Origin of the sequence: Bradyrhizobium sp. CSA112 (assembly GCF_029051645.1) — a bacterium.
Taxonomy (GTDB): domain Bacteria; phylum Pseudomonadota; class Alphaproteobacteria; order Rhizobiales; family Xanthobacteraceae; genus Bradyrhizobium.
Genome location: NZ_JAACFS010000022.1, coordinates 1 through 16,883 on the forward strand (window position 1 = coordinate 1; position 16,883 = coordinate 16,883).

General features: G+C 63.0%; 15 protein-coding genes. 9 read left to right on the forward strand and 6 right to left on the reverse strand.

Annotated elements, in window-relative coordinates; all coding sequences use genetic code 11:
- Positions 1 to 133: 133 nt before the first annotated feature.
- A complete protein-coding gene (locus GWE18_RS27825) occupies positions 134 to 601 on the reverse strand; it encodes a hypothetical protein (RefSeq protein WP_275188881.1) in 468 nt (155 codons plus the stop codon).
- 399 nt (positions 602 to 1,000) lie between these two features.
- Between GWE18_RS27825 and GWE18_RS27830 the strand changes: the two genes are divergently transcribed.
- From GWE18_RS27830 to GWE18_RS27865, 8 genes are all read left to right on the forward strand, one after another.
- Positions 1,001 to 1,132, forward strand: a complete 132-nt coding sequence (locus tag GWE18_RS27830; protein ID WP_275188882.1) for a hypothetical protein — start codon at positions 1,001 to 1,003, stop codon at positions 1,130 to 1,132.
- A 13-nt stretch (positions 1,133 to 1,145) separates the two neighbouring features.
- Positions 1,146 to 1,235 (forward strand): K(+)-transporting ATPase subunit F, encoded by a 90-nt coding sequence (locus GWE18_RS27835; protein ID WP_016846764.1) that lies wholly within the window; start codon positions 1,146 to 1,148, stop codon positions 1,233 to 1,235.
- Positions 1,236 to 1,351: 116 nt separating this feature from the next.
- Complete coding sequence (gene kdpA / locus GWE18_RS27840) at positions 1,352 to 3,055, forward strand: potassium-transporting ATPase subunit KdpA (protein ID WP_275188887.1); 1,704 nt, start codon at positions 1,352 to 1,354, stop codon at positions 3,053 to 3,055.
- A 26-nt stretch (positions 3,056 to 3,081) separates the two neighbouring features.
- Positions 3,082 to 5,199: a potassium-transporting ATPase subunit KdpB gene (gene kdpB / locus GWE18_RS27845; protein ID WP_275188889.1), complete on the forward strand. Its 2,118-nt coding sequence runs from the start codon at positions 3,082 to 3,084 to the stop codon at positions 5,197 to 5,199.
- A 103-nt stretch (positions 5,200 to 5,302) separates the two neighbouring features.
- The gene (locus GWE18_RS27850) at positions 5,303 to 5,905 is read left to right on the forward strand and encodes a K(+)-transporting ATPase subunit C (protein WP_275188890.1); all 603 of its coding nucleotides are present in this window, start codon (positions 5,303 to 5,305) and stop codon (positions 5,903 to 5,905) included.
- 41 nt (positions 5,906 to 5,946) lie between these two features.
- On the forward strand, positions 5,947 to 8,664 hold the full coding sequence (locus GWE18_RS27855) for a sensor histidine kinase KdpD (RefSeq protein WP_275188891.1): 2,718 nt from the start codon (positions 5,947 to 5,949) through the stop codon (positions 8,662 to 8,664).
- Complete coding sequence (locus tag GWE18_RS27860) at positions 8,661 to 9,350, forward strand: response regulator transcription factor (protein WP_275188892.1); 690 nt, start codon at positions 8,661 to 8,663, stop codon at positions 9,348 to 9,350. Before GWE18_RS27855 ends, GWE18_RS27860 begins: the two co-directional genes overlap by 4 nt.
- A gap of 139 nt (positions 9,351 to 9,489) precedes the next feature.
- The gene (locus tag GWE18_RS27865; protein ID WP_275188893.1) at positions 9,490 to 10,095 is read left to right on the forward strand and encodes a pyridoxamine 5'-phosphate oxidase family protein; all 606 of its coding nucleotides are present in this window, start codon (positions 9,490 to 9,492) and stop codon (positions 10,093 to 10,095) included.
- A gap of 44 nt (positions 10,096 to 10,139) precedes the next feature.
- Here the strand turns inward: GWE18_RS27865 and GWE18_RS27870 are convergent, their stop codons facing one another.
- The 4 genes from GWE18_RS27870 to GWE18_RS27885 form a co-directional block, all read right to left on the reverse strand.
- Positions 10,140 to 11,522: a TRAP transporter large permease subunit gene (locus tag GWE18_RS27870; protein ID WP_275188894.1), complete on the reverse strand. Its 1,383-nt coding sequence runs from the start codon at positions 11,520 to 11,522 to the stop codon at positions 10,140 to 10,142.
- A gap of 20 nt (positions 11,523 to 11,542) precedes the next feature.
- Positions 11,543 to 12,094 (reverse strand): TRAP transporter small permease subunit, encoded by a 552-nt coding sequence (locus tag GWE18_RS27875; protein WP_275188896.1) that lies wholly within the window; start codon positions 12,092 to 12,094, stop codon positions 11,543 to 11,545.
- Positions 12,095 to 12,236: 142 nt separating this feature from the next.
- Positions 12,237 to 13,310: a TRAP transporter substrate-binding protein gene (locus tag GWE18_RS27880; RefSeq protein ID WP_275188897.1), complete on the reverse strand. Its 1,074-nt coding sequence runs from the start codon at positions 13,308 to 13,310 to the stop codon at positions 12,237 to 12,239.
- A 420-nt stretch (positions 13,311 to 13,730) separates the two neighbouring features.
- Positions 13,731 to 15,338 carry an AMP-binding protein gene (locus GWE18_RS27885; protein WP_275188898.1) on the reverse strand — a complete coding sequence of 536 codons (1,608 nt, stop codon included), beginning with the start codon at positions 15,336 to 15,338 and terminating at the stop codon, positions 13,731 to 13,733.
- A gap of 188 nt (positions 15,339 to 15,526) precedes the next feature.
- On the opposite strand from GWE18_RS27885, the gene GWE18_RS27890 reads away from it, so the two are divergent.
- Positions 15,527 to 15,769 (forward strand): DUF6496 domain-containing protein, encoded by a 243-nt coding sequence (locus tag GWE18_RS27890; protein WP_275188899.1) that lies wholly within the window; start codon positions 15,527 to 15,529, stop codon positions 15,767 to 15,769.
- 131 nt (positions 15,770 to 15,900) lie between these two features.
- Here the strand turns inward: GWE18_RS27890 and GWE18_RS27895 are convergent, their stop codons facing one another.
- On the reverse strand, positions 15,901 to 16,785 hold the full coding sequence (locus GWE18_RS27895; protein ID WP_275188900.1) for a Ku protein: 885 nt from the start codon (positions 16,783 to 16,785) through the stop codon (positions 15,901 to 15,903).
- Positions 16,786 to 16,883: the final 98 nt, after the last annotated feature.

Here is a 16,883-nt window from a genome sequence, read left to right on the forward strand (position 1 = left end):
CCGTAACACCATCCATGTGAGGGACGACCGCCCGCCTTCCAAGCAAGCCGCGCGAAGCGCGCATTCAACAGCGCCGTAGCAAGCGCGGCTTGCTTGGAGGGCAGACCGGGCCCGTTACCCCATCTACAAATATTCACGCAAAGCTATCGCTGCAGACCGGCTCGTAGAGTGAGTCGGCATTGCGCGGCACGCTGAGAACGCTGGTCCGGCTCGCCGGTGCATTGATGCGTTGCGCCTCCACGAATGCGCTCAGGATCGACAGTGCCAGATCCGCGTGACAGCCTTCGACTGCCTGATCCAGCCAATCCGGCAGTTCGCGTTGCCGCGACAAGGCGCAATGCCATTCACTGTCATCATAGGCGAGGCGGCGGACCTGCCATTGCGGCAATTCAAGATCGATCAGCGCCAGCGCCGCGTCGGTCCATGCCTGCGACCAGATCAGTCGCTCAATGCGCGCGCTCCTGCAATTCTGATCCGCCGAAGGAAAGCGCCGGCAGGTGGCGTGGATGATATCGGACAGAAATTCAGCCGTGACGCCACAGGCGTCGCGCAGCCGATCGCCGAGGTCGGCGGGAGCTTGCTGTTCTGAAAGAAGCGACATGGCGTTACCTCGCTTATGGCGCGGCCGTCACGGCAACCGCGCTCCCAAGGTGATCAGACCGTCATTTGAAAACGAGAGGGAGCGAGGGGCGGAGATATAGGGATTTCATAGGGCCCTTCTTCCCCTCTCCCCTTGTGGGAGAGGGTGGATCGGCGCCGCGAAGCGGCGGCGAGACGGGTGAGGGGTCTCTCTCCGCGGAGAGAACCCCTCATCCGGCGCCGTAGCCGATGCCAAGCATCGGCGTTCTAAGAGACGGCGGCCAAAGGCCGCCTATGCCACCTTCTCCCACAAGGGGAGAAGGAAGAGGGCCACGTCTTTATGAGATTCCTATAACGTCGCCATCTCCCCCGTCTCGAAAACCTATGCGGCCGGTGGCACTTCAGCCCCTGAAAAAACGCGATGACCGGTAAGCCGACATCGCAGCTCACGTCGCACAGGAACATTCCCATGCTGGACATTCTCATGCTGGCGCTCGCCCTCGGCTTCTTCGCGGCAGGCATTGGTTACGCTTATGCCTGTGAGCGGCTGTAGAGAGGAGAACGCCATGATCTTCGATTACTCGCTCGCCGGCCTCGTCTCGCTCGGCCTGCTGTTCTACCTGACTTACGCGTTGCTGCGGCCCGAGCGCTTCTGAGCGCCCCATGATCACGCTGGTCGAGGTCGTCCTGGCGTTTGTCGTCACCTCGGCGCTCCTGATTGCGCTCATTCGCTTGCTGCTGCCTGCAAAGAAATCCTGAAGGGTTCACGACTATGACCGTCATTGGCTGGATTCAAATTCTTTTGTACTGCGCGATCGTGGTTGCGCTGGTCAAGCCGCTCGGCTGGTACATGACGCGCGTGTTCAGCGGCGAGCGAACGTTCATGTCTCCGATCCTGCGGCCGGTCGAAACGGCGCTATACCGGATCGGCGGCGTCGACGAGAAGCGCGAGCAGCACTGGCTGACCTATACGGTCGCGATGCTGCTGTTCCATGTCGGCGGCTTCCTCATCATCTACGGCCTGATGCGGCTGCAGGCGCTGTTGCCGCTCAATCCGGCGGAGCAATCTGCCGTCGCCCCGGATCTGTCCTTCAATACGGCGATCTCTTTCCTCACCAACACCAACTGGCAGAACTACGGCGGCGAGAGCACGCTGTCCTATCTGACGCAGATGGTCGGCCTGACGCATCAGAATTTCCTGTCGGCCGCGACCGGCATTGCGCTCGCCGTGGCGATGATCCGCGGCTTCTCCCGTTCCTCGATGCGCACCATCGGCAATTTCTGGGTCGATGTGGTCAGGTGCACCCTCTATGTGCTGCTGCCGATCTGCATCGTTTACACGCTGTTTCTGGTCTGGCAGGGCATGCCGCAGACGCTTGGCGCTTATGTCGAAGCCACGACGCTGGAGGGGGCGAAACAGACCATCGCCGTCGGGCCCGTCGCCTCGCAAGTCGCCATCAAGATGCTCGGCACCAATGGCGGCGGCTTCTTCAATGCCAACGCGGCGCATCCCTTTGAGAATCCCACGGCGTTGTCGAACTTCGTGCAGATGATCTCGATCTTCGCGCTTGGCGCGGCGCTTACCAACGTGTTCGGCCGCACGGTCGGCAACCAGCGCCAGGGCTGGGCGATTCTGGCCGTGATGGGCGTGCTCTTCATTGCCGGCGTCGCCGTTACCTATTGGGCCGAAGCCAACGGAACCGCGACACTCAATGCGCTGGGGCTAACCGGCGGCAACATGGAGGGCAAGGAAGTCCGCTTCGGCATCGTCGCGTCCTCACTCTTTGCGGTCATTACCACGGCAGCGTCCTGCGGCGCGGTCAACGCCATGCATGACAGCTTCACCGCGCTCGGCGGCATGATCCCGCTGATCAACATGCAGATCGGCGAGATCATCGTCGGCGGCGTAGGCGCCGGGCTGTACGGCATGCTGCTGTTCGTCGTGCTGGCGATCTTCGTCGCAGGCCTGATGGTCGGCCGCACGCCGGAATATGTCGGCAAGAAGATCGAGGCGCGCGAAGTCAAGATGGCGATGCTGGCGATCCTGGTACTGCCGCTGATGTATCTCGGCTGGACGGCGGTCGCCGTGGTGCTGCCGTCGGCAGTGGCCTCGATGGCCAATGCCGGTCCGCACGGCTTTACCGAGGTGCTCTATGCCTTTACGTCAGCGACCGGCAACAACGGCTCGGCCTTCGGCGGCCTGACCGGCAACACCTTCTTCTACAATCTGACGCTCGCCAGTTCGATGTTCGTCGGCCGCTTCTTCATGATCGTGCCGGCGATGGCGCTGGCGGGTTCGCTCGCCGCCAAAAAGTCGATTCCGCCGTCGGCCGGCACGCTTCCAACCACGGGCGGGCTGTTCGTCGGCCTCGTCGTCGGCGTCATCCTGATCATCGGCGGACTGACGTTCTTCCCGGCGCTGGCGCTCGGCCCGATCGTTGAGCACCTCGCGATGAATGCCAACACCCTGTTCTGATCGAACGCCATCCGGAGTCTACGTCCATGGAAACCATGAAACTGCAGAAACAGGTCAAGACCTCGGCGATGCTCGATCCGAAAATCGTGCTGCCCGCAATCCGTGCGGCCGTTGCAAAACTCGATCCGCGGCTGATGATCAAGAATCCCGTGATGTTTGTGGTCGAGGTCGTTGCCGCCCTCACCACCGTGATCTTCCTGCGCAACCTCGCGGCGGGCGGCGAGGGCCTCGCCTTCACCTTCCAGATCATCTTGTGGCTGTGGTTCACGGTGCTGTTCGCCAATTTCGCCGAAGCCGTCGCCGAAGGCCGCGGCAAGGCGCAGGCCGAATCGCTGAAGAAGACCCGCACCGAGAGCAAGGCGAAGCTGCTGGAAGGTCCCGGCAAGGCCTATCGCCTGGTTTCCGGGACCACCCTGAAGGTCGGCGATATCGTCCTGGTCGAGGCCGGCGACAACATCCCCTCCGACGGTGAGGTGATCGAAGGTGTGGCATCGGTGAACGAGGCGGCCATCACCGGCGAGTCCGCACCCGTGATCCGCGAATCCGGCGGTGACCGCTCGGCGGTGACCGGGGGCACGCAGGTGCTGTCGGACTGGATTCGCGTCCGCATCACGGCGGCCCAAGGCTCTACCTTCATCGATCGCATGATCAGGCTGGTGGAGGGCGCCGAGCGGCAGAAGACGCCGAACGAGATCGCACTCAATATCCTGCTCGCAGGGCTCACTATCATCTTCGTGTTTGCCACCGTGACGATCCCGAGCTACGCGGCCTACGCCGGCGGCTCGATCTCGGTTGTCGTGCTGGTGGCTTTGTTCGTGACGCTGATCCCGACCACCATCGGCGCGCTGTTGTCGGCGATCGGTATTGCCGGCATGGATCGCCTGGTGCGCTTCAACGTGCTCGCCATGTCCGGCCGCGCGGTCGAGGCCGCCGGTGACGTCGACACGCTGCTGCTGGACAAGACCGGCACCATCACGCTCGGCAACCGGCAGGCGGCGGCGTTCCGTCCTGTCCGCGGCGTCACCGAGCAGGAACTGGCGGATGCCGCCCAATTGGCGTCGCTCGCCGACGAGACGCCGGAAGGCCGCTCGATCGTTGTGCTGGCGAAGGAGAAATACGGCATCCGCGGCCGCGACATGAAGGAGCTCAACGCGACGTTCATTCCGTTCACCGCGCAGACGCGCATGAGCGGTATCGATGCCGGCTCACTATCGGTCCGCAAGGGCGCGGTGGACGCAATCCTGACCCATGTCGACGGCGGCGGCGCCGTTCGCACGGCCGCCTCGGGGAGTGCCGTGCGTGCGCTGCAATCGGGCGTCATGTCCGAGGCGGGGCGCGAGGTCCAGGCGATTTCGGATGAGGTCGCCAAGGCCGGTGGCACGCCGCTCGCCGTCGCCCGCGACGGCAAGCTGCTCGGCGTCGTGCACCTGAAGGATATCGTCAAGGGCGGTATCCGTGAGCGCTTTGCGGAGCTGCGCCGGATGGGCATCCGCACTGTCATGATCACGGGCGACAACCCGATGACGGCCGCCGCCATCGCCGCCGAAGCCGGTGTCGATGATTTCCTGGCGCAGGCGACACCGGAGGACAAGCTGAAGCTGATCCGCGACGAGCAGGCCAAGGGCAAGCTGGTGGCGATGTGCGGTGACGGTACCAACGATGCGCCGGCGCTGGCGCAGGCCGACGTCGGCGTCGCCATGAACACCGGCACGCAGGCCGCGCGCGAGGCCGGCAACATGGTCGATCTCGACTCCAACCCGACCAAGCTGATCGAGGTGGTCGAGATCGGCAAGCAGCTCTTGATGACCCGCGGCGCGCTGACCACGTTCTCGATCGCCAACGACGTCGCGAAATACTTCGCCATCATCCCGGCGATGTTCCTGGCGTTCTACCCGCAGCTCGAGGTGCTTAACGTTATGCATCTGGCGAGCCCGCAAAGCGCGATCCTGTCGGCGATCATCTTTAACGCGCTGATCATCATCGCGCTGATCCCGCTGGCGCTGAAAGGCGTCGCCTATCGGGCCGTGGGAGCAGGGGCGTTGTTGCGCCGTAACCTGCTGATCTACGGCCTCGGCGGCATCATCGTTCCCTTCATCGGCATCAAGGCCATCGACCTCGCTGTCACGGCCTTGGGATTGGCCTAGCCGTCATTGCGAGCGCAGCGAAGCAATCCATCTCACCACACGAAGAAAGCTGGATTGCTTCGTCGCTTCGCTCCTCGCAATGACGAACTAATGGAGACACATCATGCTCAGAGAAATTCGCCCCGCCATCCTCATCCTGCTCCTGCTTACCGCGATCACCGGCCTTGCCTATCCCCTCGCCATGACCGCGATTGCCGGCGCGATCTTTCCGAAACAGGCGCAGGGCAGCCTGATCGAGAAGGACGGCAAGATCATCGGCTCCGCGCTGATCGGGCAGGAATTCAAGGACGACAAATATTTCCACGGCCGTCCGTCTGCGACCTCGGCGCCGGATCCGGCTGACACCACCAAGACGGTGTCCGCGCCGTACAATGCCGCCAATTCGGGCGGCTCGAATCTCGGTCCGACCAGCAAAGCGCTGGCCGACCGGATCAAGGAAGATGTCGAGAAGCTGAAGGCCGAGAATCCTTTCGCCCCAGTGCCGGTTGATCTCGTTACCACTTCCGCCAGCGGGCTCGATCCCGACATTTCGCCTGAAGGCGCGCTGTTCCAGGTGCCGCGGGTGGCGAAGGCCCGCAACCTTCCGGAGGCCCGGGTACGCCAACTGGTTACGGAGCACATCCAGGGCCGCATGGCTGGATTGCTTGGCGAGCCCAGCGTTAACGTATTGGCGTTGAATCTGGCGTTGGACGAGGCCTCCAAATGAGAGCCGCTAGGCCCGCCGAGGGGTGAGGACTATATTGCCGCATGGTTCAAATCCGCCGCGACCCCGAACAGCGTCCCTCGCCGGAAGCCCTCCTGGAAGCGGCCCGGCGCGAGGACAGCCGTGCGGGCAGGCTCAAGATCTTCGTCGGTGCCGCTCCCGGTGTCGGCAAAACTTACGAGATGCTGCAGAGCGCCCATGCCAAGAAGAAGGCCGGCGCCGATGTCGTGGTCGGGATCGTCGAAACCCATGGCCGGGCGGAAACCGAAGTGCTGTTGAAGGGCCTCGAGGTGCTGCCGCGCAAGCGGCTCGCCTACAGGGAGCAGACCCTTGAAGAGATGGACCTCGATGCGCTGATCGCGCGGCGGCCGCAGATTGCCCTCGTCGACGAACTTGCCCATAGCAACGCACCCGGCAGCCGTCATCCCAAACGCTATCTCGACGTCGAGGAGCTGCTGTCCCACGGCATCGACGTCTATACCGCGGTCAATATCCAGCACATCGAAAGCCTCAACGACGTGGTTGCGCAGATCACGCATGTGCGGGTGCGCGAGACCGTGCCGGACAAGATATTTGACCGCGCCGACGCCATCGAACTGATCGACCTTACGCCGGACGATCTGATCCAGCGGCTGAAGGAGGGCAAGGTCTATGTGCCCAAGCAGGCCGAGCGCGCGCTGGAGCATTATTTCTCGCCGGGCAATCTGACCGCGCTGCGCGAGCTGGCGCTGCGGCGCACCGCCGAGCGGGTTGACGAGCAGCTGCTCACCCACATGCAGGCCAACGCCATCGCGGGGCCTTGGGCCGCAGGCGAACGCATTCTGGTTTGCGTCAGCGAAGATCCGCGCGCGGCCGGCCTCGTGCGCTACACCAGGCGGCTGGCCGACCGCCTGCATGCGCCATGGACGGCGATCAGTATCGAGACGCGGCGCAGCCTGCAACTGACCGACGAGGAGCGCGACCGGCTGGCCGATACCATGCGGCTCGCCGAAGCGCTTGGCGGGGAGGCGCTGACCATTCCCGGCGTCGGCCGCCGCATCGCCGACGACGTCATCAATTTCGCGCACGCCAACAACGTTACCCAGATCATCATCGGCAAATCGACGCGCTCCTGGTGGTTCGAACTGACGCACGGCTCCGTGGTGCACGATCTGGTGCGGCGCGCCGGCAATATCAGTGTCCACGTCATTGCCGGGGATGAAGAGGGGGTGGCGAAGACGTCGGTGCAGACCGCGGCGCGGCAGGAGCCATTCGAGGCGAGGCCTTACCTGATGGCGCTATTGTTCGTCGCGATCGGTCTTGCCGCCGCCACGCTGATAAGGCCTCTGTTCGGTGGTATCGAGAACGTCGATCTGGTGTTTCTCACCGCCGTGGTCAGTGTGGCGGTTCGCTACGGGCTTTTGCCCTCGCTGCTGACGAGTGTCGCCGCTTCGCTATGCTACAACTTCTTCTTCATGCCACCGTACTATACCTTCACCATCGCCGACCCTACCAACATCGCCGCGTTCTTCTTCTTTATGTTGATTGCGATTGTAGTCTCCAATGTCGCGGCGCGGGTGCGCTCGCAGGCCGACACGGCGATCGGACGGGTGCGCACCACCGAATCGCTCTACGCTTTCAGCCGCAAGCTGGCGGGCACTGCGACGCTGGACGACGTGCTGTGGGCGACCGCTTACCAGACCGCGCTGATGCTGAAGGTGAGGGTAGTATTGCTGCTGCCGGAGGATGGCGTGCTCACCGTTAAGTCGGGCTATCCGCCGGAAGACCAGCTCGACCAGGCCGATCTCGCCGCCGCCAACTGGGCTTGGAGCAACGATCGTCCCGCCGGGCGCGGCTCGGACACCTTGCCGGGTGCCAAGCGGCTGTTTCTGCCGATGCGGACCGGGCGCGGCGCGATCGGCGTCATCGGCATCGACGACGACCGGACGGGCCCCTTGTTGACGCCGGATCAGCGCCGCCTGCTGGATGCGCTGGTCGATCAGGGGGCGCTCGCGATCGAGCGCGTGCTGCTGGTCGAGGACATGGACCGCGTGAAGCGGACGGTGGAATCCAATCGCTTGCGCGGCGCGCTCCTGACCTCGATTTCGCACGATCTGAAAACGCCGCTGGCCTCGGTGCTGGGCGCCGCCAGCACCCTGCGCGATCTCGGCTCCGATCTTGATGACGTCCAGAAGCGCGACCTGCTCGCCACCGTGATCGACGAATCCGAACGGCTCAACCGCTTCATCGCCAATCTGCTCGACATGACGAAGCTCGAATCCGGCGCCATCGTGCCGAATGCTGCATGGCACGATGTCGGGGAGATCGTCGGCAGCGCGCTCCGGCGCGCCGGCAAGATCCTCGTGCATCACAAGGTGTCGCTCGAACTCGCGGCCGATCTGCCGATGCTGGAGCTGGATGCCGTGCTATTCGAGCAGGTGCTGTTCAATCTACTTGACAACGGCGCCAAGTACGCGCCTGCCGATACCACGATATCGATCAGGGGCGTGCGCGATAGGGAGTCGGTGCTGCTGCAGATCGTGGACGAGGGTAACGGCATCCCGCCCGCGGAGCTGGAAAGCGTGTTCGACAAGTTTTATCGCGCGCAGAAGGGCGATCACGTCCGTCCCGGCACGGGGCTCGGGCTCGCGATTTCCCGCGGCTTCGTCGAGGCGATGCACGGCACCATCTCGGCCGCCAACCGCGCCGACCGTTCCGGCGCCATCATCACCATCCGCCTGCCGGTCCCGGCCGCGGCGGATACGCTGGACACCGCCGCATGAGCGCCGCCCCGATCAAGGTTCTGGTGATCGACGACGAGCCGCCGATCCGCAAACTCTTGCGGATGGGCCTGAGCACGCAGGGCTACGACATTCTCGAAGCGTCCAACGGCAAGATCGCGCTGGAGAAGCTGGCCGAGAGCCCGGCGCTGATCATCCTCGATCTGGGCCTGCCTGACATCCAGGGCCATGACCTGCTGCGCATGATCCGCGGCCGCAATGAAAGCGTGCCGATCGTGGTGCTGTCGAGCCGCGGCGATGAGGCCGGCAAGGTTCAGGCGCTCGATCTCGGCGCCGACGATTACCTGACAAAGCCGTTCGGGATGGATGAACTGCTGGCGCGCATGCGCGCAGCGCTACGGCACCAGTTGCAAGTGCAGGGCGAGCGGCCGGTGTTTCGCGCAGGCGATCTCTCCGTCGACCTGGTGCGCCGCATCGTCAAGGTCGGCGAGCGCGAGGTGAAGCTGTCGCCGAAGGAATACGAATTGTTACGCGTGCTGGTGCAGCATGCCGGCAAGGTACTGACCCATCGCTTTCTCTTGAAAGAGCTGTGGGACGAACTGACGGATGCGCAGTACCTGCGCGTCTATGTCCGCCAGCTCCGGCAGAAGATCGAAGCCGATCCCGAGCGTCCGCAATTCGTACTGACCGAGACGGGGATCGGATACCGGTTGCGCGCGCAGGATTGATCATGCCTCCGATAGCGGCGATCCCCGCGCTCGGCTTATCATGCGGGTCAGCTTGCCGCATCCGGTTTGACCATGAAGTGGTATGCTTCCCGGGCTGACCACGCGCACCCCGGGGTGAATCGGAGGAGGAAGCACAGCCATGGCTGAGAGCGTCATGTATCACGAAGGTAACAGGCAATTGCAGGATCAGTTCGATAGCCGCCGGATTTCGGACCGGCTGGAAGAGAAGCTGATGCGCAGGGAATTTTCGGATGACGACAAGCAGTTCATCGAAAGCCTTCCTTACTTCTTCCTGGCGACGGCGGACGCCGAGGGCCGGCCCGATTGCTCGTTCAAGGGTGGAGCGCCGGGATTTGTGCGCATCACCGGGCCTTCCGAGCTCGCATCTCCCGACTATGACGGCAACGGCATGTTCAAGAGTCTAGGCAACATCGTCGTCAACGCCGATGTCGGTTTGCTGTTCATCGCCATGCACGACAAGCCGCGGCGCCTGCGGGTCAACGGCAGCGCGCGCGTGAGCGACAACGATCCGCTGCTGTCGGAGACCATTGGCGCGCAGCTCATCGTTCGCGTGACCGCGCGCGCGATCTTTCCCAACTGTCCGCGCTATATTCCGACGATGCGTTCGATCGAGCCGTCGATGTATGTACCCGTTGCCGGCCAGGACGCGCCGGAGCCGGCGTGGAAAGGTTTTGCGGATTTCAAGGATTGCATCCACCCGCGGCAGCCGACCTTCAAGGGATGAGGACGACGAGTCGCGCGTCCTTCCTGAAGCCGAGGAACTGGTGGCTATTCGATGAAGCCGGCCAGTCTGGGCAGCCACAGGCTGATGCTCGGGAAATAAATGCACAGTATCAAGCCGAGCGCCTGCAGCGCGACGAACGGATACATGGCCGTGAACACGTCGTTCATGGTGACGCCCGGCGGCGCCGTGCCCTTCATGTAGAACAGCGTCGCCCCGAACGGCGGCGTCATGAACGCGGTCTGCAGATTTACCGCAACCAGTGTGCCGAACCAGGTCATCAGCGCAGCGTTGTTGCCGAGATGGTCGGAGAAGTCGTACCTCAACAGGATCGGCCCGAACACCGGCAGGACGATCAGGCAGATCTCGATCCACTCGAACGGGAAACCGAGCAGGAAGATCAGAATCATGACAAAGCCGAGCATTTCCCACTTGGTATCGATGCCGAAATGGGTGAGCGTCGAGATCATCAGGTCGTCGCCGCCGAGCACGCGGAAGACGTAGGAGAATCCGGTCGCGCCGAGGAAGATCAGGAACACGAGGCCGTTGGCGCGGCAGGAGGAAAAGATCGCCTCGTTCATCATCTTGAACGTCATGCGCCGGTTCAGCGCGGCGATGAACATCGAGCCGAGCACGCCGACGGCCCCGCTCTCCGTGGGCGTGGCCCAGCCGGCGAAGATCGAGCCGAGCACGATCACCAGCAGCGCCGTCATCGGGAACAGGCCCCGCCACAGCGCGTACCAGAACGCACTGCGGGTCTGCGGCCCGTAGCCGGGCGGCAGCTTCGGCGCGGCGCCCGGCCTGAAGATGGCAACGAGCACGATATAGACCAGATAGAGGCCGGAGAGCAGGAAGCCTGGCATGATGGCGGCGAGAAACAAATTGCCCGCCGAGGTCGCCAGCATCTCTGCCATCACCACCAGCATGATGGCCGGCGGAATCAGGATGCCGAGCGTTCCGGCCGAGGCGATGGTGCCGATGGCAAGCCGCTTGTCGTAGCCCGCGGCCAGCATCTGCGGCAGCGCGATCACCGACAGCGTGATGACAGCGGCGCCGACCACGCCGATCGGCGCCGCCAGGATCGTGCCCATCACCATCACGGAGACCGCCAGCGCGCCCGGGCACCGCTTGAGCAGCACCTCGGTGGCATCCAGCATGTCCTTGGCGGAGCCCGATCGCTCCAGGATCGCGCCCATGAAGATGAACATGGGGATCGACGCCAACACCGGATCGTTGGCGACCCCGCCCCACATGCGCAGCACGATATCGGACAGGCCGATCAGGTTGAACGTGCCGAGCCAGGCGCCGAAGACGGCAAAGGCCAGCGCCAGTCCGCCCATGATGAACGCGACCGGGTAGCCGATGAAAATGAAGAAAAACATCGACACGAACATGATCAGAGCGAGATTGTCGGCCAGCCAGTCGAGCACGTTGCAGTCCCCCGGTTGGATTAGACGTCCGTAATCACATGCCCGATTTGCAGATTGACTTCCCGCTCCGACTTTTTACCGAACAGGAAGACGATCACGCGGAGCAGCACGCTGAGGATGCCGAGCACCACCATCCACAGGCCGGCTGCGTAGATGCCCTTGATGATCCAGCGGTGGGTCAGCCCGACGGTGCTGTCGGACTGCTCGCCGAGCCGATAGGACTGTGCAACGAAATCCAGGCTGTAGTAGGCGACCAGCGCCATGTAGGGCAGCGCCAGCAGGAGGCAGCCGGCGAGTTCAATCCATGCCCTTCGGCGATACGACATCATCTCGGTGAATGTATCGACCCGCGGATGCGCGTTGATCGTGTAGCAGTAGCCCATCCAAAGCGAGAAGATCGCGGCGTGGAAGTGCCATTCCAGCTCTTGCAGTCTGGTGTACGGCAGCGGCACGCCAAACTTGCGCGCGACGACATCGAACGTGGTCACGCACGCCATGATGACGAGCAGCCAGCCGGACGTCAGGGCAACAACCTCGAGTGCCCGCCGCATATTCTCGGCCAGCTTCAGCAATGCGTTCATCGCGACAAAGTCCTGCTGTGGCGCAACCCGCGGCAGCGCACTGTGCGCAACCGGCTGATCTCATCACCTGCCGGCGAGGCAAACCTCCCCGGCGGGAGCCGGCGCAGCCGCGCGCTGCACCGGCTGCCTCCGCTCAATCCTTCTGGTAGGTGGCCTTCATCGTCTGCGACACGCCCCAGACCGCGAACTTCTTGCGGTAGTCCAGGTAGTGGTCGGCGACCTTCTTGAACAGCGGGTCCTTGGCCGATTCCTCCGCCAGCACTTCCAGCCAGGCCTTCTCCAGCGCGGCCAGGTCCTGGTCGCTCCAGCGCTTGACCTGAACCTTGTGCTTGTCGCGCATCTCGGCCATCGCCGCGAACTGGGCGTGGTCGCTCTCGACGTAGGTGTGCATAACGGATTCGCCGAGAGCGATCTCGATGATCGCCTTGTTCTGATCCGACAGCTTGTCCCATGCCGCCTTGTTCATCAGAAGCTCGCTCACCGAGGTCTGCTGATGCCAGCCTGGGAAATAGTTGTACTTGGCGATCTGATGGAAGCCCAACTTGGTGTCCATCGTCGGCATCGAGAACTCGGTCGCGTCGATCACGCCGCGTTCCAGCGCAGGATAGATATCGGCCGCTGCCAGCAGCTGGGTGGAGACGCCGAGCTTCTGCATCACCTGTGCGCCAAGGCCGAAGAACCGCATCTTCAGCCCCTTGAGTTCCTCGACCGACTTGATCTCGTTGCGGAACCAGCCGGAGGTCTCGGGCGCGATGGCGAAGGAGTCGATCGCAATCAGGCCGTGCTGGGCGTAGATCTCGTTGCGCAACTGGTTGCCGCCGCCGAACCACTTCCAACCGAGGAACTCGCCGACGGGCGGTCCGAACGGCACGGTCGTGAAGAAGGCGAGCGCGGGATACTTGCCGGTGTGGTAGCCGGGCGTCGTCCAGCATGATTCGATCGAGCCCTTGGCCACCGCGTCGAAGCACTCCAGCGGCGGGATCAGCGCACCGGGCTCGTAGAACTTGATCTCCAGTTTGCCGCCCGACAACCGCTCGACATTCTTCACGAAGCGCACGGCCGAGGTGCCGAGGTGTGGCAGTTGGCTGCCGAACGCGCTCTGCATCTTCCAGCGGACTTTTTCCTGCGCGTTAGCATCTGTGGTCACCGCCGCGAGGGCCAAGGCGGCTAGCCCCGCGAATCCCAATACCAGTGTGGATTTAATCATCGCAGCTCCTCCCTTCGTTTCACGCAAGACCGACGCCCACGGCTCACGCTGCCGCAGTGTTGTTCGACGGTACGTTCGATGAGGTGGCTACGTTTCTTTTTGGCCTTGGAAGGTGCCGGGACGGACGTTGTCTCACCCCATTGCCAGCAACGTGGCATGAAGGCGCATAGCTGTCAAAAAAAGCGCTCGGCAGACGGAAGCGCAATTTTGCCGCCGCGTCTTATTCCTCCTACGTCCGTATTTTCCCGGAGCCGGTCGCAACGCCGATATGGTGCGCCGCGAAGGCGCGAGCCATCACCAAACGAGGATCTCATCCGGACAATTGCCGATTGGCTTGGAAGCTGGGGAGTGGGCATGCGCGACTTGGCCTCAGCCGTGCTTTGGGCGGCTCCTCGAAGGGGGCAAGGACCGTGCTCTAGTCTAGATCGCCGTCATCTCGCCCTTGGTCCAGGCTTCCCGCAGCTTGAATTTCTGGATCTTGCCCGATCCCGTCAGCGGGAATGCGTCCACCACGAACCAATGCTTCGGCGTCTTGTGCGGGGCAAGCGAGGCGCGCATGTAGTCGATCAATTCTTCCTTTTCGATTGTTGCGCCGGGCGCCGGGCGGATGAAGGCCGCGACCTCTTCGCCCCACTTTTCGTGGGGCACACCAATGATCGCGACTTCGCCGACGTTGGGATGCTTGAACAAGAGCTCCTCCAGTTCGCGCGGATAGATGTTCTCGCCGCCGCGGATGATCATATCCTTGAGGCGGCCTTCCACCGTGCAATAGCCGCGTTCGTCCATTGCGCAGAGATCGCCGGTATGCAGCCAGCCGTCTGCATCAATCGCAGCCGCGGTCGCATCAGGCATTTCAAAGTAACCGAGCATCACGTGATAGCCGCGGGTGCAGAACTCGCCGATCGTGCCGATCGGGACGGTCTCGCCGGTATCGGGATCGATGATCTTGGTTTCCATATTGGGCAGCGGCAGGCCGATCGTGTTGGCCTTGTCCTCGACGCTGTCGGTGGTGCGGGTTTGTGCCGCGACCGGCGAGCATTCGGTCTGGCCGAACACGATGGTGAAGGGGGCGCCGAGCTTTTCCTCCAATCGCCGCACCAGCGCGGCTGGCACCGTGGAGCCGCCCGAGCAGATCGCCTTGACGGATGAGAGATCAGTGGTCGGAAATGTCGCGTGTTCCAGCATCGCGACCAGCATAGTGGGAACGCCGAGCATCGCATTGCCGCGATAGATTCCGAGCATTTCCAGCACCAGTCCAGGCTCGAAGGCCTCGATCAGCACCTGAGTTGAGGCTTTCGATACCGCGCCGATCACGCAGCAGACGCAGCCGCCGGTATGAAACAACGGCATCGTGGTGACGAAGACGTCGCCGGGATCGACGCCCATCCGGTCGGCGGTGTCGGCGCCGTTGTTCAGCAACCCGCGATGACGGAGCAGGGCGCCCTTTGGAAAGCCCGTGGTGCCCGAAGTGTACTGGATCATGACGGGATCGTCGGGACTGACCGCCGGCAGCTTGATGCCCTCATCGTCGCCTGCGGCGATGAAGGCATTCCAGTCGTCGAAGCAGATGATCTCGCGCAGCTCGGGGCAGTTCGGCGCCACCGCCTGCACGGTCTCGAGCATCGGGTTGCCGCGGAAACCGCTGACGACGAAGACGCCGGCCGAGCGCGACTGCTTCAATACGTACTCGACCTCGCGGGCGCGAAAGGCCGGATTCACGGTAACGAGGATCATGCCCGCCATGCCGGCGCCGAATTCGAGCATCACCCATTCCGGGAGGTTCTGCGCCCAGACGGCAATACGCTCGCCCGGTTTGAAGCGCGACAGCAGCGCGCGGGCAGTGCGCTGGGCTTCGCGATAAAACTGCGCGTAGGTCCATTGTCGCCGCAGCTTTGGATCGGCGACGCCTGCAATAAGGGCCAGGCGATCGGGCGCCTCCTCGGCCGCCTTGCGCAAGAGATCGCCGAACGTCATCTCCCGCACCGCAGGTGTGGTCGGTCCTGCGACGTGCGACTTCGTCAATGTCATTCAATCCTCCCGATCCGGCGTCCTCACGGGGGAATGCTGCCGTTCTTCTTGCTGGCGTTTCAGATGTCCCCCTGAGACTGAAAATGCCTTCCGTCTCCAATCAATGCAAGCGGACTATGACGTGCGCGGAACTTTGCATGCCACCGATGATTACATTTTCGCCAAACGGAGGAAGCCGGAGAAAAGCAATGGCACGAAGATACTCGAAGAAGGCGTCGACCGACGTCGGGCGCGCGATGAAGAAGCGCAAGGCTGGCACATTGAAGAGCGGCCGATCAGGCAGGAAAGTCAAGAGCCGCAAGCAGGCGATTGCGATCGGGCTGTCGGAGGCGAGGGCCAAGGGCAAGAAGGTGCCAAAGAAGGCGTCGAAGAAACGCAAGACGGCGAAGAAAAAGGCAGCGAAGAAGTCGAAGCGGAAGGCGAAGCGGTAGGGCGCTCGCCTCTGTCATTGCCTGCGACAAACGCGAAGCGTTTGCGCAAGGGAGCAAAGCGACGAAGCAATCCAGAATCCCGATGGGACTCTGGATTGCTTCGCTTCGCTCGCAATGACGGTGGACCAGCCTCACCCCGCCTTGCGGTGCCTGGCTGCGGACCGGTGAGCCTTCTTGGCCGTCCGGCGCGCCGGCGCCCGCCGCGCGGTCGAGCCATGCGCCCGCCGTTTCGCCGCCGATTTTCCCTTCAGGCTCGCCTTCAGCGCATCCATCAGGTTGATGACGTTGTCCGGCCTTTCCTCGGGCTCAGGCAGTTTGATCGTCTTGCCGGAGGCCTTGCGGCGTACCAGCGCCTTCAGCGCGTCTTCATATTCGTCCTTGAATTTCGAGGGATCGAAATGCGCGGCCATCTTGTGCAGGATGTGGCCCGCGAGCTCGACCATGTCCTTGGTGATCTTGGGGCTCTTGATGTCCTCGAAAAAGTCGTCCTCGTCGCGCAGCTCGTACGGATATCGCAGCGTGGTGCCGAGCAGGCCCTTGCCGAGCGGCTCGATCGCCATGACGTGCTCGCGGTTGGTCAGCACGATGCGCGCCAGCGCGACCCGCTCCTCATCCTTCATGGCGTCGCGGATCACTGCGAAGGCGTCGACCGCGGCCTTGCCGTCAGGCGCGATGTAATAGGGGTGGTTGTAATAGCGCTTATCGATTTCGTCCCGCGGCACGAAGCTGTCGATCTCGATGGTGTGATTGCTCTCGATCTGGACGGCCTCGAGTTCGTCCTTTTCGATCTCGACATACTGGCCCTTTTTCAGCTCATAGCCGCGGCCCTTCTGGTCGCTCTCCACGACATCGCCGGTCTCGGCATCGATCATCTGCTGCTTCAGCCGGTTGCCGGTCTCCTTGTTGATCATGTGAAAGCGGGTTTTCTCGACCGATGTCGAGGCGGGATAAAGCACCACCGGGCATGACACCAGGGAGAGCTTTAGCGAGCCTTTCCAATAGGCGCGGGGGGCCATTGCAGTCTCCGGCATGGTTGGGTTTGGGAACTTCAACGGTTAGTATGGGTTTTCGTTCCGAATGCCGCCCTGCGAGCGGTCGTAATCGTCGAGGTTTG